The organism is Curvibacter soli, assembly GCF_029211125.1.
GTDB lineage: Bacteria > Pseudomonadota > Gammaproteobacteria > Burkholderiales > Burkholderiaceae_C > Curvibacter_A > Curvibacter_A soli.
This window is the reverse complement of the sequence record NZ_JARGEN010000058.1, coordinates 115,823-133,226: the sequence shown is the minus strand read 5'-3', so window position 1 is coordinate 133,226 and position 17,404 is coordinate 115,823. Positions and strand designations below refer to the sequence as shown.

Below are 17,404 nucleotides of genomic sequence, written 5' to 3'. Positions count from 1 at the left end.
CCAGTGGCCCGGTAAAGCCGGCTCCACGGCGTCCCTGGCTTTGGCTGCGCCGGCTCCATGCGCGGTGTAGATAGAAAACCCCCAATGAACGACCTCATCCTGGTACTCAACTGCGGCTCGTCGAGCATCAAGTTCGCACTGTTCGACGCCGCCGCGCAGCCGCTGCCGCGCACGCCGCTGTGGAACGGCAAGGTGGACGGCATCACCGGCCCGCGCCCGACCTTCGGCGAGACCGGCGTCGCGCCCAGCCCCGTGGCGCTGGACGCCGCGCAGCCCTACCACGCGGCGCTCGCGCACATCCGCGAGCGCGTGCGCGCGCGCCTGGGCAGCCGCGCGGACATGCAATACCGTATTGCCGCCGTGGCGCACCGCGTGGTGCACGGCGGCGCCAAGTATTCCGCGCCCGTGCGCATCGACGCGGCGGTGCTGGCCGACCTGAAGGCCTACATCCCGCTCGCGCCGCTGCACCAGCCGTTCGCGCTCGAAGCCATCGAATCCCTGCTCGCGAGCCGCCCCGACCTGCCGCAGGTGGCCTGCTTCGACACCGCCTTCCACCACACCCTGCCCGACGTGGAGAAGATGCTGCCCCTGCCCTGGAGCGCCTGGGAGCGCGGCCTGCGCCGCTACGGCTTTCACGGCCTGTCGTACGCGTACATGGCCGTCGCGCTGGCCGAGCGCCACGGCGACGCCGCGCGCGGGCGCGCCATCGTCGCCCACCTGGGCAGCGGCGCCAGCCTGTGCGGCATGCGGGGCCTGGAAAGCGTCTCCACCACCATGGGCTTCTCGGCGCTCGACGGGCTGATGATGGGCACGCGCTGCGGCGCGCTGGACCCCGGCGCGGTGCTCTACCTGATGGAGATCGAGAAGCTCACGCTCGAACAGGTGGGCCACGTGCTCTACCACGAGTCGGGCCTGCTGGGCATCTCGGGCACCTCGTCCGACCCGCGCGACCTGCTGGCCGTGGAGGGCGGCGACGAACGCGCGCGCGCCGCGCTCGCGCTCTACGTGCGGCGCATCGTGCGCGAGTGCGGCGCGCTCGCCGCCGCGCTCGGCGGGCTGGACATGCTGGCCTTCACCGCCGGCATCGGCGAGCACAACGCCGACATCCGCGCCCGCGTCTGCGCCGGCCTGGCCTTCCTGGGCGTGGAGCTGGACGCCGCCGCCAACGCGGCGCACGCGCCCGTCATCTCCACCCCCGGCAGCCGCGTGCGCGTGGCGGTGGAGCCCACCAACGAGGAATGGATCGTCGCGCGCAACGCGGCATGCATTGCAGGGCTGGCGGCGGGCTGATGCCGCTTGCTAGTGCAGTGTTCGATGCTTGGCGGCACCAATAAAAGCGATGCGTTTTGGCGCAGGGCAAGGCGCGGTTTTATGTGCTGCTTGGCGTTGAACGCTGCGGGCTAGAATGCCCGCCATGACCTTCACCCCCGGTCTGGCGCCGCCGCGCCCCACCGTCGGCTTCCTGCTCGCGCATCCGGCCCACTTCATCGCGCTGGGCTGCGGTGCGGGCTTGGCGCGCAAGGCGCCGGGCACGGCGGGCACGCTGTGGGCCTGGGTGGCGTGGCTGCTGCTGGCGCGCTGGCTGACGCCGGCGCAGCAGGGCTGGCTCGTCGCCGCGTCGCTGCCCGTGGGCTGGTGGGCCTGCACCGTGGCCGCGCGCAATCTGCAAACCACCGACCCCGGCAACGTCGTCTGGGACGAGGTGGCCGCCTTCTGGCTCGTGCTGTGGCTGGCGATGCCCATGGGCTTCTGGGGCCAGTTCGCGGCCTTCGGGCTGTTTCGCTTCTTCGACGCCGCCAAGCCCGGCCCCGTGGGCTGGGCCGATCAGTTGTTCCATGGCCGGCTCGGGCCGGCGGGGGGCTTTGGCATCATGCTCGACGACCTGGTGGCGGCGTTCTGCACGCTGCTGGCCCTGGCGGCGTGGAGGTTCCATTTTCCATGGTGACTCCAGCTTTGCTATCGAAAGATGAGCTGCCACCGCAGGAATTACCTGCGCTGGTGGCCGATTTGCTTATAAAAAAAGGCTGGATGCTGGCCACCGCCGAAAGCTGCACCGGCGGCATGATCGCCGCGGCCTGCACGGATCTGGCGGGGTCGAGCGCCTGGTTCGAGCGCGGCTTCGTCGCCTATTCCAACGAAGCCAAGACCGATCTGCTCGGCGTCCCCGCCGCGCTCATCGCGGCCCACGGCGCCGTCAGCGAGCCCGTGGCCCGCGCGATGGCCGAGGGCGCCGTGGCCCGCTCGCGCGCGCAAGCGGCGGTGGCCGTGACCGGCATCGCCGGTCCGACGGGCGGCAGCCCGGAGAAGCCCGTGGGCACGGTGTGGTTCGGCTGGCGCGTGGGCGCGGCCACGCATGCGCAGGTGCAGGGCTTTGCGGGCGACCGCGCCGCCGTGCGGCAGGCCACGGTGCGGCACGCGCTGGCGCGGCTGGCGGAACTGCTTCGGAGCGCCTGAAAACGTGTTTACGATTCTGACAGCGCGCCACGCCCCCTGGCTTGGCGAAGCCGGCGGCGCAGCAGCACGCCCGCCACACCCGCGACCATGCCGGCCAGCCGCAATGGCAGCGGCATGTCCACCGGCACCGCCTCTGCGGCCACGGCACGCAATGCCAGGTGCGGCGTGGACATCTTTCTGGATGTCGTAGTCCGCCAGCGTTTTGACGAAGATCTGCATGGCGACTATCTCAGCTCGAAACTCCGTTGCTTCACGTCGCGCGAGTCGAGCCCGATCTGCACGTTGAAGCGCCCCGGCTCGGCCACCTGCTCCAGCCGGGCGTTGAAGAAGCGCAGTTGTTCCTCGCCGACGGCGAAGCGCACCACCTGTTCCTCGCCGGGCTGGAGCATCAGCTTGCGGAAGCCCTTGAGCTCCTTCACGGGCCGGGCGACGGAGGCCGCGGGGTCCTCGATGTAGAGCTGCACCACGGTGGCGCCCGCGCGCTGGCCCGTGTTCTTCACCGCGACGCTGGCGCTGAGGGTGCCGCCGCGCTCCAGCGTGTCGGCGGACAGCGCCACGTCCGACACGCTGAAATCGGTGTAGCTCCGGCCGTAGCCGAACGGGTAGAGCGGGCCGTTGGGCTCCTCGAAGTACTGCGAGGTGTAGTTGCCGGGCTGGCCCTCGGTGAAGGGCCGGCCGATGCGCAGGTGGTTGTAGTACTGCGGGATCTGCCCTACCGAGCGCGGGAAGGTGATGGGCAGCTTGCCCGCGGGGTTCACGTCGCCGAACAGCACGTCGCTGATGGCGTGGCCGCCCTCGGTGCCGGTGTACCAGGTTTCGAGGATGGCGTCGGCGTTGTCGCGCTCCCAGCCGAGCGCGAGCGGGCGACCATTCATCAGCACCAGCACCAGCGGCTTGCCGGTGGCCTTGAGCGCGGCGAGCAGCGCGCGCTGGCTCGCGGGGATTTCCAGACTGGTGCGGCTAGACGATTCGTGCGACATCCCGCGCGTCTCGCCCACGGCGGCGACCACCGCGTCGGACTGCCTGGCGGCCTCCACGGCCTCGGCGATCATGGCCTCGGCGGGGCGCTGGTCCTGCACCACCTCGGGCATGTCCCAGTTCATGAAGTTGAGGTATTCGACGATGCGCGCGTCGTCCGTGGCGTTGGCGCCGCGCGCATGGCGCAGTTGTCCGCCTTGCGCGGCCACGGCCTCGCGCATGCCTTGCAGCAGCGTGACCGAGTGCTTGAACTTGCCGGAGGCGGACCAACTGCCCATGATGTCGATGGGCGCGTCGGCCAGCGGGCCGACCAAGGCGATGCGCGCGCCCTTCCTCAGCGGCAGCGCGCCATTGCGGTTTTCCAGCAGCACCATGGATTCGCGCGCCACGGCGCGGGCCTCGGCGCGGTGCAGGCGCTCCTCGGCATCGGCGTCCGCCGGGTCGCGCGCGGCGTCGCCGATGCGGCGAAACGGGTCGTGGAACAGGCCCAGGTCGTACTTGGTGCCGAGCACCTCGCGCACGGCGGCGTCGAGGGTCTGCTCGCGCACCGTGCCCGACCGCACCAGTTGCGGCAACTGCTCCAGGTAGATGGAGTCGGCCATGCTCAGGTCCACGCCGGCCTCGACGGCCAGGCGCGCGGCCTCGCGCGGGTCGCCGGCCACGCCGTGCTGCATGAGTTCGGTGATGGCGCCGTGGTCGCTCACCGTCAGCCCCTTGAAGCCCCACTGCCCGCGCAGCAGGTCGCGCAGCAGCCAGGTGTTGGACGTGGCCGGTACGCCGTTGATGGAGTTGAGCGCCACCATCACGCCGCCCGCGCCGGCCTCGATGGCGGCGCGGTAGGGCGGCAGGTAGTCGTTGTACATGCGCATCGGGCTCATGTCGACGGTGTTGTAGTCGCGCCCGCCCTCCACCGCGCCGTAGAGCGCGAAGTGCTTGGCCACGGCCATGATGCTGTCGGGCGCGGCCAGCGAGTCGCCCTGCAGGCCGCGCACGCTGGCGCGGGCGATTTCGGAGACGAGGAACGGGTCCTCGCCGAAGCCCTCGGACATGCGGCCCCAGCGCGGGTCGCGCGAGATGTCGACCATCGGCGCGAAGGTCATGTCGATGCCGTCGGCGGCGGCCTCGGCGGCGGCCACGCGGGCGCTCTGGCGCACCACCTCCATGTCCCAGCTCGACGCCAGGCCCAGGCCGATGGGGAAGATGGTGCGGTGGCCGTGGACGATGTCGTAGGCGAACGTGACCGGGATGCGCAGCCGGCTGCGCAGCGCCGCAGCCTCCTGCAAGGGCCGGTTCTCGGCGGACGTGACGGTGTTGAAGGTGGCGCCGATGCGCCCGGCGGCGATTTCGTCGTAGATGCGCGCCTTGGTCATCTCCGGGCCGATGCTGATGAGGCGCAACTGGCCGATTTTCTCGTCGAGCGTCATGCGGGCGATCAGGCCGTCGATGAAGGCGGCCTTGTTCTCCAGGCCAGGCGCAGGCACGTATCGCTGCATGGCCGGCTCAGCTTGCTGGTCATCGGACCAAACGACCGGGGAGTACATGGCGCACCCCGCAAGAACCAGTGCAGCGAGAAGGCGGGGAAAGGCGTTGCGAAAGGTCTGCATCGTGTCTCGGATATGGGCATGGGCGTGGGCATGGGCCATGCTAAGGTCATGGCGCTGAATTCATTGTCCCAGAACCCCCGCCGTGACCGTGTTACCGAATCCCCTGTTCCTGCGCCGGTTCGCAGCCCTGGCCGTTCTGGCCTGCGGCGCCGCGCATGCCTTCTCGCTCGACGAACTCACCACCCGCGCGCTCGCGCTGGCGGCCCAGCCCTACGTGGCGCTGCAGAGCAACCTGCCGCCCGCATTCAGCCAGATGCAGTTCGCCGACTACCAGAAAATCCAGCCGCTGCGCGAACGCTTCGAGTGGGCCGGGCTGGACACGCCGTTCAAGCTGGCCTTCTACCACCAGGGCATGCAGTTCGCGGCCCCCGTGCAGATCAACGAGATCGTGGGTGCGCAGGGCAGCGAGGCGGTGCAGGAAATCCGCTACGACCCGGCGCGCTTCGACTTCGGCGACCTCGCGTTCGACAAGCAGGCCACCAGTGCGCTGGGCTACGCGGGCTTTCGCGTGCTGTACCCGGTCAACCAGCCGGGCAAGGACGACGAGGTCATGAGCCTGCTGGGCGCGAGCTATTTCCGGGTGATCGGCAAGGGGCAGGTATACGGCCTGTCCTCGCGCGGGCTGGCGATCGACACCGCGCAGCCGGGGCCCGAGGAGTTCCCGCGCTTTCGCGAGTTCTGGATCCGCCGCCCGGCGCCGCAGGATCGCCAGCTCACGATCTATGCGCTGCTGGATTCGCCGCGCGCCACCGGCGCCTATGAATTCACCCTGACGCCGGGCAGCGACGCGCTGCTGGACGTGAAAGCCCGCATCTTCCTGCGCGGCGACATCCGCACCCTGGGCGTGGCGCCGCTGACCAGCATGTTCCTGTTCGGCCCCAGCCAGCCCGCGGCGCAGCACAACTTTCGTCCCGCCATCCACGACTCCAACGGCCTGGCCATCCACACCGGCGGCGGCGAATGGATCTGGCGCCCGCTCAACAACCCGCCGATGCTGTCCATCAGCAGCTTCCAGGCCGACAGCCCCAAGGGCTTCGGCCTGCTGCAGCGCGGGCGCGAGTTCTCGCGCTTCGAGGATCTGAAGGACCGCTACGACCTGCGCCCCAGCGCCTGGGTCGAGCCGCGCGGCGACTGGGGCCGTGGCCGCGTGACGCTGGTGGAAATCCCCACGCCCGACGAGACCAACGACAACATCGTGGCCTTCTGGTCGCCCGACGCGCTGCCCGCCCCCGGCGACCCCTTGCAGCTCGACTACCGCATGCACTGGACGATGGACGAGCCCGCGCTGTTCGGCGACGACACCGCCTGGGTGCGCCAGACCCTGCGCGCCACTGGCGAGCGCTACCAGCCCAACCTGGTCCGCCAGAGCGACGGCAGCATCGCGCTGATGGTGGATTTCGAAGGCCCTTCGCTGGCCCGGCTGACGCCCGACGCGGCGGTGAGCGCGCGCTACAGCGGCAATGCCAACGCCGACATCCTGGGCAGCAGCCTGCAGTACCACCCCGCGATCCGCGGCTGGCGCCTGACGCTGCGGGTGAAGGTGAAGGAGGCCACGCAGGTGGCGGAGCTGCGCGCGGCGCTGGCGGGGCCCGATGGCGCCGCGCTCAGCGAAACCTGGAGCTACCAGTTGCCGCCGCTGCCGCCGCAGGCCACGCCGGGGGTGGTGCTGCCGGGGGCTGCGGCCAGCCCTGGCCCGTAAGGTACAGACCCCTTATACTCCCCGGGAGTATAAGTCATTACCGCTTAATTTAATTGCGGCGCCAGGGTGGCAGGGGGGGAGTATCCTGTTTTTCCCCTGCAGTCAGGCCCCGTGGCACTTCTTGAACTTCTTCCCGCTGCCGCACGGGCACGGGTCGTTGCGGCCCGGGTCGGCCTGCTTGCGCACGGGCTCCGCGCGCGGGCCCAGGCTTTTCCATAGCTGGCGCAGGTCGTACACGGCCCAGATCGCCTCGCCCCAGGCGTCCAGCCGGGCGTTGCTGACCGTGGGCGGGCCATCCTCGGCGTACAGCGATACCGTGGGCGGGCCGGTGTCGTCTTCGATCAGCGCGACGATGGCGGTCAGCGCGTCGTCGAGCCAGCCGGCGGCCTCCTTGTCGCGTGGGGGCGCCCAGTCCTCGGGCCAGCTCTCCACCGCGTACATGAAGCCCAGCGCCCAGATCTGGCCGAAAGACGGCAACACGCCGCCTTCCAATTCACCGCGCTCCTCGGGCGGCAGCATGGCGGCGGCGCCGCGCACGTCCAGCACCTCGGGCTGGTAGCAGCGCTCGTCGTCGAGCGTCTGCACCTCGGCGTCCAGGGCCTGCTCCACCTCTTTCCAGCGGCGCTTCCAGAACCAGACGAACTCCATCTGCGCGGCCGGATTGAAACTGTTGAACAGGACCGGCCAGTATTCCTCCGGCGCGATGGCGCGGCGGCTGCAGACGAGCGCGGCAAGGAAGCCTTCGCAGAACTCCCATTCGGGCGTTTCCACGTCGTCGGCGCGCATGGCGTCCAGCAGCGCATCGAGCGTGTCGAAATCGTCGGGGCCGAGCTGACCGCCGGCGGGCGGGGTGGCGGGGGTGATGGATGGCATGGTGCGGGGGCTCTGGCGTGGGGGAAACGGCGGTTGTCTTTAGTCTTTATCATGGCCGCCGTCCACGACCGCCACGACAAGAAAAGAGTATCCCCTGATGATAGGCCGCCTCAATACCCTCTACCCGGTGCGCTACACGGCCCTGGGCCTGTGCGCGTTCGCGCTGCTGCTGTCGCTGTTCTCCCTGGTGGCGTTCGGCCGGGGGCTGGCGTTGTTCGTCGTGGCCGCGGCGCTGGTGGCGCTGGGCGTGTACGACCTGCTGCAGCAGCGCCACGCGATCCTGCGCAACTACCCCATCATCGGCCACCTGCGCTTCGCGCTGGAGTTCATCCGCCCCGAGATCCGCCAGTACTTCATCGAGAGCGACCGCGAGGCCGCGCCGTTCTCGCGCGCGCAGCGCACGCTGGTGTACCAGCGCGCCAAGTCCGAGCCCGACAACCGCCCGCTGGGCACGCTGCTCGACGTGGGCGCGGTCGGCTACGAGTGGATCAACCACTCGATGGCGCCCACCAGGCTCGACTCGCACGACTTCCGCGTCACCATCGGGCCCGACCGCGCCCAGCCCTACAGCGCCAGCGTGTTCAACATCTCGGCCATGAGCTTCGGCGCGCTGTCGGCCAACGCCATCATGGCGCTCAACCGCGGCGCCAAGCTCGGCGGCTTCATGCACGACACGGGCGAGGGCTCGATCTCCACCCACCACCGCGTGTTCGGCGGCGACCTGGTGTGGCAGGTGGCCTCGGGCTACTTCGGCTGCCGCAACGGCGACGGCACGTTCAGCGAGGAAAAGTTCGTCGCCAACGCACGCGACCCGCAGGTCAAGCTGATCGAGCTCAAGCTCAGCCAGGGCGCCAAGCCCGGCCACGGCGGCGTGCTGCCGGGGGCCAAGGTCACGCCCGAGATCGCCGCCGCGCGCGGCGTGCCCGTGGGCGTGGACTGCATCTCGCCCGCGGCCCACAGCGCCTTCGACACGCCAGTGGGCATGATGCATTTCATCGAGAGGCTGCGCAGCCTCTCGGGCGGCAAGCCCACGGGCATCAAGCTCTGCATCGGCCACCCATGGGAGTGGTTCGCCATCGTCAAGGCCATGCTGGAGACGGGCATCACGCCCGACTTCATCGTGGTGGACGGCGCCGAGGGCGGCACGGGCGCGGCGCCGGTGGAGTTCAGCGACCACGTGGGCTCGCCGCTGCAGGAAGGGCTGCTGCTGGTCCACAACACGCTGATCGGCGTGAACCTGCGCGAGCGCATCCGCATCGGCTGCGCGGGCAAGGTGACCTCGGCCTTCGACATCGCGCACATGATGGCGCTGGGCGCCGACTGGTGCAACGCGGCGCGCGGCTACATGATGGCGCTGGGCTGCATCCAGGCGCAAAACTGCCACACGGGCCACTGCCCTACCGGCGTGGCCACGCAGGATCCGCTGCGCCAGAAAGCCCTGGTGGTGCCCGACAAGGCCGAGCGCGTGGCGCAGTTCCACGCCAGTACGCTGCACGCCCTGCAGGAGCTGGTGCAGGCCGCCGGGCTGCGCCACCCGCAGGACATCACGGCCCACCACATCGTGCGCCGCATCAGCGACACCGAGGTGCGCCTGCTCTCCAACCTGATCATGCGCGTGGAGCCCGCAGCGCTGCTGGGCCCGCTGGACGCCCAGCACAACGTGTTCCGCATGTACTGGCCGCTGGCAAACGCGCACGACTTCCGCGCCTCGGTAGCGGCTGCCGCCACCGCATGACGGCCATGCCGGGGGCGCAGCGCTGCGCCAGCTTTCTGCGCGCGGCGCTGCCCGCCCAGGCCAAGGCGGTGGCGAGCTACCCGCTCGACGGCCAGACCGTGTGGCTGAAAAAGGCGCCGCCCATCACCCCGCCGTGGCGCTACGCGCTGCTGGGGCTGATCGCCCGCCTGCTGCGCCTAGACGTGCTGCAGCCCGTGACGAACCCCGGCGGTGCAGCGGCCATCGCCCAGGAGGCCCGCCGCCTGCGCGAACTGGCCGCGCTGGGCCTGCGCGTGCCGGCGGTGCTGGCCGCGCAGGGTGACGCGCTGCTGCTGGCCGACGTGGGCAGCGACCCCGCGCGGCCCACGCGCATGCTGGCGCGCGAGATCGAGACATTGCTGCCCGTCCAATCCACCGAGGCCGTGGCGCTATGGCGCCAGGGGCTGGAGGGCATTGCCCTCGTGCATGCGCGCGGCACCTATCTGAGCCAGGCGTTCGCGCGCAACCTCGTACGCTGCGCCGACGGCGCCATCGCCTATCTGGACTTCGAGGACGACCCCGGCGCCACGCTGTCGCTGACCGAGTGCCAGGCGCGCGACTGGCTGTGCTACGTGCATTCCACCGCGCTGCTGCTGCAGACGCACGGCGCCACCGCGTCGGCACGGCCGCAGTGGCACGCCGTGCTGCAGGCCCATGCCAGCGCGCCCGTGCGCGCCGCGCTGCGCGACACGGTCCGGCGCCTGGCCTGGATGCGCCACCTGCCCGCGGGCCGGGTCTGGGGCCGCGACACGCAGTGTCTGCGCGCGGCGGCGCGGTTCCTGGCACCCTGACGCCGGCCGCCGGACCGGCGCGCCAAAGGGGCGCCCGCCGAGCGCCAACTGTTCAGCCCCCCGGCGCCGGCATGGCCAGCACGCCGAGCGCCAACAGGCGGCGGCGCATGCAGAGCACGGCGCGGTCCTTGCTGAACAGCCGCGCGCCGTGGGCCACGGCCAGGTCGATGAAGTGCTGGTCGTCCGGGTCGCTGCAGGTGACGGGCGCCTTGGGCGCGGGCGTCACGATGCGCGCCTGGGCGTCGAACGCGGCCAGCACGCCAGCGGCCTGCAGGCCGTGGAAGGCCAGCCGCGGCGCGATCTGCGCATAGCCCAGCACGCGCGCCAGCTCGTCGCGCATGGCGGCGGTGGCGATCCACTCCAGCGCGCCCGCGGCCAGCCCCGTGCGCAGCGGCTGCGCGGCGGCATCGGCAAAGACGAACAGGTCGAGGACGATGTTGGTGTCGATGACGGCCAGCGCCCGGTCCGCCGGCTCAGTGCTCACGCGCCGACCCCGCGAGCATGTCGAAGCGAAACAGCCGGCATTCGATGGGCCCGTTCCACATCGGCACGCGGCGCGACTCCTTCAGCCGCATGCGGGTGGGCAGCTTCATGTCGGGCGTGAGCACCCAGGCGGTCCAGCCGGCGTAGTGGTTCTTCCAGTGCGCGGCCAGGCGGCTGAAGAATTCGCCGCCCTCCTCGCCGGTCTGCGCGGTTTCGCGGCCCGCGCCAGCCGCGCCGCCGGCCTGAGCGCGCTCGCCCATGCGCCGCGCCCCGGCGATACCGGAGGCGTCGATGCGCTCGCCATACGGCGGGTTGAGCAGCATCACCCCGCGCGGCGCGGGCGGCATGCGCTGCAGCGCGTCGCCGCCGCGGAATTCGACGGCCTGGGCCACGCCCGCGCGCTCGGCATTGCGCTGCGCGAAATCGACCATGCGGTGCGCCACGTCACTGCCAAAAATGGCTGCGGCGCTTTTGGATACTGCGGCAGCAGCTTCGCTTTTGATAGCGGACCAGACATGCGGCTGGAACGGCAGCAGCTTCTCGAAGCCGAAACGCCGCAGCGCGCCGGGGGCGATGCGGCAGGCGATCTGCGCGGCCTCGATGGCGATGGTGCCGCTGCCGCAGCAGGGGTCGTAGAGCGGCACGGGCTCGTCGCCATGAGGGTCCCACCCGCTGGCGGCGATCATCGCGGCGGCCAGGGTTTCCTTGAGCGGGGCGTCGCCCTTGTCCTCGCGCCAGCCGCGCTTGAACAGCGGCTCGCCCGAGGTGTCGATGTAGAGCGTGGCGTGGTCGTGCGTGAGGTGCGCGTGAATGCGCACGTCGGGCCAGCGCGTCTCCACGCTGGGGCGCTCGCCGGCCTTGTGGCGGAAGCGGTCGGCCACGGCATCCTTCACCTTCAGCGCGGCGAAGTTCAGGCTCTTGAGGGGGCTGTGCTGGGCGGTGATCTCGATCTTGAAGGTCTGGCGCGGGGTGAACCAGATTTCCCACGCCACGGCGCTGGCGGCCTCGTACAGGTCGGACTCGGCGCGGTAGGGCGTGTGCGAGAGCTGCACCAGCACGCGCTGCGCCAGCCGGCTGTGCAGGTTGAGCAGCAGCGCGTCGCGCCACGATGCGCTGAGCAGTACGCCGCCGCGGCCCACGAGCAGGTCGCCGCCGGCCAGGCCGGTGATCGCGTGGGCCTCGTCGGCCAGATAGTCCTCGACGCCGGCGGCGCAGGGCAGGAAGAGTTGGAGCTGGTTCATGAAGCTCGCAGGATACAGCCCCCTCCATTGCCGCCCCGCCGCGCAGGCCAGGCCCAGTTGGCCGCCGTGCGGGGACAGGGGCCGGACGACCTCGCGCTGCGCCGCATCCCGGGCGGCGGCCCGGCCTTGCTCACGCTGCCGGCGCCGGGGCTCAGCGCAGGCCGCCGACGTAGCGCGGCGAATTGGGATCGCGCTTGGCCGCGTCGGCCTGGCTGCCGAAGGTGGAGTCGCCGCCCGACACCGAATGGCCGAAGCTGCTGTGGCCTGGCTCGCCTGCCGATGGCGATGCGCCCCCCGCCGGACGCGCGTTGTGCAAGACGGCTGCGGCTTCCTGCAGCAGCGGGGCACGGCGCGCGGCGCGCGGCTCGGCCATGACCTGCTCCAGCTTGGCTGCCCATTCGGCCAGCTCGGGAAGGTTGTCTTCCGCCGCCTTGGCGCGTGAGAAGCGCACGACCTCGGCGGCGTATTCGCCATTGGCGGCCATCCACTCGGTGTCGGTCACCCGTCCGGTCTTGCGGCGCAGCAGCACGTGCAGGTGCGCCGCAATGGCGAGGCGGTCACTGTCGGTCATGGTTGTCTAGCCCCTTGTGCGCGAGATGCAAAAACCGAACCCAGGGCGCGTGCCGTTTCCATGCAGGTAGTCGTTGTACGGCAGGCGACGCCCCGGCATTCAACTCTCAGCCGCCCAGGCGCTCGCGGTGCTGGGAGATGTCCAGGCCATTGAGCTCGGAATCCTCGTCCACGCGCAGGCCCACGAGCAGCTTCGTTACCCAAAGCAGCACGGCGGTGCCGACGCCGCTGTAGATGAGCACCGCGCCGGCATCGACGATCTGGACGAGGACATGCCCCTCGGCGCCCGAAATGTCCTTGCTCGCGAACACGCCGGTGAGTATGCAGCCGACGATGCCGCCGATGCCGTGCACGCCAAACACGTCGAGCGAATCGTCGGCGCGCAGCAGGCGCTTGAGCCCGGTGGCACCCCAGTAGCAGGCCAGCCCGGCGACGATGCCGATGACCAGCGCGGCGCGCGGCGACACGAAGCCCGAGGCCGGCGTGATGGCGACGAGCCCGGCCACCACGCCCGAACTCATGCCGAGCAGCGACGGGCGACGGCGCATGACCCATTCGCCGAACATCCACGAGAGGGATGCCGCCGCCGCCGCGATGTGCGTGACGGCCATCGCCAGCCCGGCGCGGCCATCGGCGGCAACGGCGGAGCCGGCGTTGAAGCCGAACCAGCCTACCCACAGCAGCGAGGCGCCGGTCATGGTGAAGCCGAGGTTGAACGGCTCGAACGGCTCGCGCCCGTAGCCCTTGCGCGGGCCGAGCACGTAGGCGCAGACCAGCCCGGCGATGCCGGCGTTGATGTGCACGACCGAGCCGCCCGCGAAGTCGAGCGCGCCCATCTGCGCCAGCCAGCCGCCCGGCTCCCAGACCCAGTGGGCCACCGGCGCATAGACGAACAGCGACCACAGTCCAATGAACCAGAGCATGGCGGCAAAGCGCATGCGCTCCACGAACGCGCCAGCGATGAGCGCGGGCGTGATGATCGCGAAGGTCAGTTGGAACATCGAATAGACCGATTCAGGGATGTTGGGCGCGACATGGCTCACCGCGACCTTGCCCGCGTCCTTCATGTAGTCGAGCCCGCTGAACCACAGGCGCTGGCCGCCGCCGATCCAGCCGTTGCCAGGCGTGAAGGCCCACGAGTAGCCGACGGCGTACCAGAGGATGGTCACGAGTGTGGTGACGGCCAGCACGCAGGCCATCGTATTGAGCACGTTCTTGCGCCGCACCATGCCGGCATAGAACAATGCCAAGCCGGGCACGGTCATCAGCAGCACGAGCGCCGTGGCGACGATCATCCACGCCGTGTCGGCGCCATTGATGCCCGACTGCAGCACCAGGGCAGGCTGACTGGGTGCGACGGCGGCGGCGACTGCGGGAGCCTGGGCGGAAGCCTCCGTCTGCGCCCAAACGAGGGTGTGGAGGCCCCAGGATCCGGCTGCCAGAAGGGCCTTGCGAAGTCCTAACCGCATGTTGTTCCCGTTCGTTACTAACCTATGCGGCATAGCTGCATAAGTCATGCCAGCGGCACATAAGCCATAGCGGGGTGGGAAATCCCCAATGCACTAAAAGTGCGCATCGGTATAAATTCATACCACTCGCAGCAGGCCCAGCAGCCTGCGGGGGCGGGGAACCGAGGAGACTGCAACACAAGTACAAAATTTCAGGCGTCCGCAACGAGACACCCCATTTCCTTCAGGCATCGGCGATCCCGGTGCCTTTTTCTTGGTCTTTTCGGCCTCCAGCGCCCTATTCACCTGCGCCATAAGCTATCAAATATGTAGCACCTTGCGCCTGCGACAATCGGCGCATGGATTTGCTCGTCGTGGCGCCGGCCTCGCTGCTGGCGGGTTTCGTCGACGCCATCGTTGGCGGCGGCGGTCTGGCTCTGTCTGGTCCCCGCGCTGTTCGCCACCTTCCATCAGGCACACCCCGCAACGCTGTTCGGCGTGAACAAAAGCGCCTCAATATGGGGCACCGCCCTGGCGACCTGGCAGTTCAGCCGGCGCGTGACGATCCGCTGGCGCACCATGCTGCCCGCTGCTGGTGCGGGCTTTGCCGGTGCATTCGTGGGCGCCCGGGTGGTCGCCGTCGTGTCGCCTGACCCGTTGCACGGCAGGCCGACGCGTGCGGCCCCCGATCACTCCAGCGTGACGCCCGTGGCCTTCACGACGCCAGCCCAGCGCGCGAGCTCCGCCTTCAGGTAGGTGCCATATTCATCGGGCGTGGACGACAGCGGCTCGGCCCCCTGCAAAGCAAGCTTCTCCAGGACGGCCGGCGTCTTCAGCGCCTTGAGAATCTCGGTATTGAGGCGGTTGATGATGGGGCGCGGCGTGCCCGCGGGCACCATCACGCCCTGCCACGCGCCGGCCTCGAAGCCGGGCATGCCCGACTCGGCCAGCGTGGGAACGTCGGGGAACAGCGAGATGCGCTTGGCCGTCGTGACGGCGAGGATCTTCAGGCGTTTGTCGCGCACGAACGGCGCGACCGAGTTGATGGTGTCGGTCAGGAAGCTGATCTGGCCGGCGACCAGGTCCACGTCGGCCGGCGCGCTGCCGCGGTAGGGCACGTGCACGGCGTCGATCCCTGCATTGCGCACGAACTGGAAGGCGGTGAGATGGGTCACATTGCCGTTGCCGGCCGACCCGTAGGACAGCTTGCCGCCCTGCGCCTTGGCATAGGCGATGAACTCCTTGACGTTGCTGGCAGGCACCGAGGGATGGACCACCAGCGCCAGCGGCACCACGGCCGTGAGCGCCACCGGCGCGAGATCGCGCTGCACGTCGTAGGTCATGTGCTTGTAGAGCGCCGGGCTCAGCGCGATCGACGAGGTGTTGTAGAGCACGGTGTAGCCGTCGGGCGCAGCCTTGGCCACCATGCCATTGCCGATGTTGCCATTGGCACCGGGGCGGTTATCGACGATGACCGGCTGACCCAACTGCTCCGAAAGCTGCTGGCCCAGCACGCGCGCAACGAGGTCGGTCGGCCCGCCCGGCGGGAACGGCACGATGAGCGTGATGGGCTTGGCCGGCCAGGCTGCGGCGCCCTGGGCCTGCGCGGCCGGCCCCGCAAGGGCTGTGGCCAGCATGGCCGCGGCCAGCGCCAACAGGTGCCGACGCGCGGCAGGCAAGGGCAGGGAATGTTCCATGAATGTCTCCTTTGAAGGGTGAGAATGAACGATGCGCGGCACCGCGCCTACGTGCGGCCAGCCAGCAGCCGCGTGGCGACGTAGGTCATGACGGCTTCGGCACGCTGGTTGAAGACGTCGATCCTCGACGTGACCACGGCCCGCCCGCCCTGCGAGGTGGGACGGATGCCAGTGACCTCGACCATGGCCTCGATGCTGTCGCCTACGCGCACGGGGCCATGGATCTTCTGGCTGAGCTCCAGCATCGCCAGGCCCGTGCCCTGGATCATGGTCTGCAGCAGGAAGCCCTCGATGAGGCTGTAGGTCAGTGCGGCGGGCACGGGCCTGCCCGTGATCGCGCCGCCCGCATAGCCCTCCTCGATGAAGATGGCTTCGAGCATGCCGGTCACACCGATGAAATTGACGAGGTCTGTCTCGGTCACGGTGCGGCGGAAGGTGCGCAGGCGCTGGCCCACGGCAAGGTCCTGCCAGACGAAGCCGCGCCCGAGCTGGGGCAGGGTGGAATCGAGGGCTGGTGGTGCGGTAGCGCTCATGTCGGCGGGTTCTCCGGGTTCGGATCGGTGGTTTCGGGATGCGTGCCGTGCTGGCGGGCTGCGCCGCTGTCGATCAGGGCCTGCACGTCGCCGGCCGCCAGGCCGGCCGCCTCGAGGACGCCGCGCGTGTGTTCGCCCAGGCGCGGCGGCATGCCCACGCCGGGGCGGACGCCGTCGAAGCGCACCGGCACGCCGGGAAAGTGCAGCCGACCCATGCCCGGGTCGTCAAGCGTGGCGAAAAAACCCGTGGCTGCGAGATGCGGATCGCCAGGGAGATCCTCCAGTCGCATGATGGGCGCCGCCGGGATCTCCAGCCGCTCGCATGCGGCCAGCCAGTGCGCCGTGCCATGGCGCGCGACGAAGCCGCCCGCGATCTGCAACAGCTCGCCGATGTGGCTCGTGCGGCCTGCGATGTCGGTGAAACGCGGATCGGCGCCGATCTCGGGCGCGCCGACCTCGTCAAAGAAACGCCGCCAGTGCGCATCGGTGTACGGCATCATGGCCACGTAGCCATCGGCCGTGCGGTAGGGGCGGCGCCAGGGTGCGAGCACGCGCGGATAGCCGGGCCCGGACAGCGGCGGATCGAAATGCTGGCCGTAGAAATGCTCGACGAAGTTGAACGCCACCATCGACTCGAACATCGGGATCTCGACGAAGCCGCCGCGCCCCGTGCGCTCGCGCCGCAACAGCGCGGCCAGGATGGCATGGGCAGCCACCAGCGCGCAGGTCTTGTCGGCCGCGATGGTCGGCAGGTAGCGCGCCTCGCCCGTCTGGCGCTCCATCAGGGCGGCCAGGCCCGACATGCCCTGCACCACGTCGTCGTATGCGGGCCGCCCCGCATACGGCCCACCCTGCCCGAAGCCATGCAAACCCGCATAGACCAGGCGGGGATGCCGCTGCAGCAACGGCCCGGGATCGATGCCGAGCGCGGCGAGCTTCTGGGGCCGCATGCTGTGCATGAACACGTCCGTCTGCGCCACCAGGGCCTGCAGCGCGGCCTGTGCCGCAGGCTGCTTGAGATCCAGCACAACGCTCTTTTTGCTGCGGTTGGTGCCCAGGAAGATGGCAGCCATGCCCGGCTCGGCGGCCGGACCGGTGCGCCGCGTGGAGTCGCCCTCGGGAGGCTCGATCTTGATGACTTCGGCGCCGTAGTCAGCCAGCACCTGGCTGGCCAGCGGCCCGAAGACCACGCCCGACAGGTCCAGGACCCGGATGCCATGGAGAGGATGCATGGCCTTGTCTCTGTAACTTATGCAGCCGCTGATTATTCAGACGCCTTT

The 17,404-nt window shown here is 70.0% G+C and carries 16 protein-coding genes and 1 pseudogene; 7 read left to right on the top strand and 10 right to left on the bottom strand.

Features of this window, described 5'->3' with window-relative positions; all coding sequences use genetic code 11:
- Positions 1-84 precede the first annotated feature (84 nt).
- From PY257_RS13070 to PY257_RS13060, 3 genes are all read left to right on the top strand, one after another.
- The gene (locus PY257_RS13070; protein WP_275742495.1) at positions 85-1,290 is read left to right on the top strand and encodes an acetate/propionate family kinase; all 1,206 of its coding nucleotides are present in this window, start codon (positions 85-87) and stop codon (positions 1,288-1,290) included.
- 124 nt (positions 1,291-1,414) lie between these two features.
- Positions 1,415-1,945, top strand: a complete 531-nt coding sequence (locus PY257_RS13065; protein ID WP_419095714.1) for a phosphatidylglycerophosphatase A family protein — start codon at positions 1,415-1,417, stop codon at positions 1,943-1,945.
- Positions 1,939-2,454 (top strand): CinA family protein, encoded by a 516-nt coding sequence (locus PY257_RS13060; RefSeq protein WP_275742491.1) that lies wholly within the window; start codon positions 1,939-1,941, stop codon positions 2,452-2,454. Before PY257_RS13065 ends, PY257_RS13060 begins: the two co-directional genes overlap by 7 nt.
- A gap of 8 nt (positions 2,455-2,462) precedes the next feature.
- Here the strand turns inward: PY257_RS13060 and PY257_RS13055 are convergent, their stop codons facing one another.
- Together PY257_RS13055 and bglX are read right to left on the bottom strand one after the other, a co-directional pair.
- Positions 2,463-2,627 carry a hypothetical protein gene (locus PY257_RS13055; RefSeq protein ID WP_275742489.1) on the bottom strand — a complete coding sequence of 55 codons (165 nt, stop codon included), beginning with the start codon at positions 2,625-2,627 and terminating at the stop codon, positions 2,463-2,465.
- Positions 2,628-2,678: 51 nt separating this feature from the next.
- Positions 2,679-4,925: a beta-glucosidase BglX gene (bglX, locus tag PY257_RS13050; RefSeq protein WP_275742487.1), complete on the bottom strand. Its 2,247-nt coding sequence runs from the start codon at positions 4,923-4,925 to the stop codon at positions 2,679-2,681.
- A gap of 199 nt (positions 4,926-5,124) precedes the next feature.
- On the opposite strand from bglX, the gene PY257_RS13045 reads away from it, so the two are divergent.
- Positions 5,125-6,735 carry a glucan biosynthesis protein G gene (locus PY257_RS13045; RefSeq protein WP_419095713.1) on the top strand — a complete coding sequence of 537 codons (1,611 nt, stop codon included), beginning with the start codon at positions 5,125-5,127 and terminating at the stop codon, positions 6,733-6,735.
- Between the two features lie 102 nt (positions 6,736-6,837).
- Here PY257_RS13045 and PY257_RS13040 read toward each other — a convergent pair whose 3' ends face one another.
- Positions 6,838-7,608: a YecA/YgfB family protein gene (locus PY257_RS13040; protein WP_275742485.1), complete on the bottom strand. Its 771-nt coding sequence runs from the start codon at positions 7,606-7,608 to the stop codon at positions 6,838-6,840.
- Positions 7,609-7,705: 97 nt separating this feature from the next.
- On the opposite strand from PY257_RS13040, the gene PY257_RS13035 reads away from it, so the two are divergent.
- Together PY257_RS13035 and PY257_RS13030 are read left to right on the top strand one after the other, a co-directional pair.
- On the top strand, positions 7,706-9,343 hold the full coding sequence (locus PY257_RS13035; protein ID WP_275742483.1) for an FMN-binding glutamate synthase family protein: 1,638 nt from the start codon (positions 7,706-7,708) through the stop codon (positions 9,341-9,343).
- Complete coding sequence (locus tag PY257_RS13030; protein ID WP_275742481.1) at positions 9,340-10,152, top strand: BUD32 family EKC/KEOPS complex subunit; 813 nt, start codon at positions 9,340-9,342, stop codon at positions 10,150-10,152. The genes PY257_RS13035 and PY257_RS13030 overlap by 4 nt, the downstream gene beginning before the upstream one ends.
- Positions 10,153-10,204: 52 nt before the next feature.
- Here PY257_RS13030 and PY257_RS13025 read toward each other — a convergent pair whose 3' ends face one another.
- The 4 genes from PY257_RS13025 to PY257_RS13010 form a co-directional block, all read right to left on the bottom strand.
- Positions 10,205-10,636: a PIN domain-containing protein gene (locus PY257_RS13025; protein ID WP_275742478.1), complete on the bottom strand. Its 432-nt coding sequence runs from the start codon at positions 10,634-10,636 to the stop codon at positions 10,205-10,207.
- Positions 10,626-11,876, bottom strand: coding sequence for a THUMP domain-containing class I SAM-dependent RNA methyltransferase (locus PY257_RS13020; protein WP_275742476.1), 1,251 nt, complete (start codon positions 11,874-11,876; stop codon positions 10,626-10,628). The genes PY257_RS13025 and PY257_RS13020 overlap by 11 nt, the downstream gene beginning before the upstream one ends.
- 151 nt (positions 11,877-12,027) lie before the next feature.
- Positions 12,028-12,447 carry a hypothetical protein gene (locus tag PY257_RS16350; protein WP_419095712.1) on the bottom strand — a complete coding sequence of 140 codons (420 nt, stop codon included), beginning with the start codon at positions 12,445-12,447 and terminating at the stop codon, positions 12,028-12,030.
- A gap of 106 nt (positions 12,448-12,553) precedes the next feature.
- Positions 12,554-13,915 (bottom strand): ammonium transporter, encoded by a 1,362-nt coding sequence (locus tag PY257_RS13010; RefSeq protein WP_419095711.1) that lies wholly within the window; start codon positions 13,913-13,915, stop codon positions 12,554-12,556.
- A 338-nt stretch (positions 13,916-14,253) separates the two neighbouring features.
- Between PY257_RS13010 and PY257_RS13005 the strand changes: the two are divergent.
- Positions 14,254-14,548, top strand: a pseudogene (locus PY257_RS13005) (TSUP family transporter); the annotation flags it as partial.
- A 35-nt stretch (positions 14,549-14,583) separates the two neighbouring features.
- Here the strand turns inward: PY257_RS13005 and PY257_RS13000 are convergent.
- The 3 genes from PY257_RS13000 to PY257_RS12990 are packed head-to-tail and all read right to left on the bottom strand — an operon-like array spanning position 14,584 to position 17,356.
- Positions 14,584-15,591, bottom strand: a complete 1,008-nt coding sequence (locus PY257_RS13000; protein ID WP_419095710.1) for a tripartite tricarboxylate transporter substrate binding protein — start codon at positions 15,589-15,591, stop codon at positions 14,584-14,586.
- Between the two features lie 47 nt (positions 15,592-15,638).
- Positions 15,639-16,124, bottom strand: coding sequence for a MaoC family dehydratase (locus tag PY257_RS12995; protein WP_275742474.1), 486 nt, complete (start codon positions 16,122-16,124; stop codon positions 15,639-15,641).
- Positions 16,121-17,356, bottom strand: a complete 1,236-nt coding sequence (locus PY257_RS12990) for a CaiB/BaiF CoA transferase family protein (protein WP_275742472.1) — start codon at positions 17,354-17,356, stop codon at positions 16,121-16,123. Before PY257_RS12990 ends, PY257_RS12995 begins: the two co-directional genes overlap by 4 nt.
- Positions 17,357-17,404 lie beyond the last annotated feature (48 nt).

Bases quoted from the DNA above. Each gene is read 5' to 3' on its own strand.
- PY257_RS13060 (WP_275742491.1), top strand. From the start codon at position 1,939: ATGGTGACTCCAGCTTTGCTATCGAAAGATGAGCTGCCACCGCAGGAA.
- PY257_RS12990 (WP_275742472.1), bottom strand. From the start codon at position 17,356: ATGCATCCTCTCCATGGCATCCGGGTCCTGGACCTGTCGGGCGTGGTC.
- PY257_RS13010 (WP_419095711.1), bottom strand. From the start codon at position 13,915: ATGCGGTTAGGACTTCGCAAGGCCCTTCTGGCAGCCGGATCCTGGGGC.
- PY257_RS13035 (WP_275742483.1), top strand. From the start codon at position 7,706: ATGATAGGCCGCCTCAATACCCTCTACCCGGTGCGCTACACGGCCCTG.
- bglX (WP_275742487.1), bottom strand. From the start codon at position 4,925: ATGCAGCGATACGTGCCTGCGCCTGGCCTGGAGAACAAGGCCGCCTTC.
- PY257_RS13020 (WP_275742476.1), bottom strand. From the start codon at position 11,876: ATGAACCAGCTCCAACTCTTCCTGCCCTGCGCCGCCGGCGTCGAGGAC.
- PY257_RS13040 (WP_275742485.1), bottom strand. From the start codon at position 7,608: ATGCCATCCATCACCCCCGCCACCCCGCCCGCCGGCGGTCAGCTCGGC.
- PY257_RS16350 (WP_419095712.1), bottom strand. From the start codon at position 12,447: ATGACCGACAGTGACCGCCTCGCCATTGCGGCGCACCTGCACGTGCTG.
- PY257_RS13065 (WP_419095714.1), top strand. From the start codon at position 1,415: ATGACCTTCACCCCCGGTCTGGCGCCGCCGCGCCCCACCGTCGGCTTC.
- PY257_RS13000 (WP_419095710.1), bottom strand. From the start codon at position 15,591: ATGGAACATTCCCTGCCCTTGCCTGCCGCGCGTCGGCACCTGTTGGCG.
- PY257_RS13070 (WP_275742495.1), top strand. From the start codon at position 85: ATGAACGACCTCATCCTGGTACTCAACTGCGGCTCGTCGAGCATCAAG.
- PY257_RS13055 (WP_275742489.1), bottom strand. From the start codon at position 2,627: ATGTCCACGCCGCACCTGGCATTGCGTGCCGTGGCCGCAGAGGCGGTG.
- PY257_RS12995 (WP_275742474.1), bottom strand. From the start codon at position 16,124: ATGAGCGCTACCGCACCACCAGCCCTCGATTCCACCCTGCCCCAGCTC.
- PY257_RS13030 (WP_275742481.1), top strand. From the start codon at position 9,340: ATGACGGCCATGCCGGGGGCGCAGCGCTGCGCCAGCTTTCTGCGCGCG.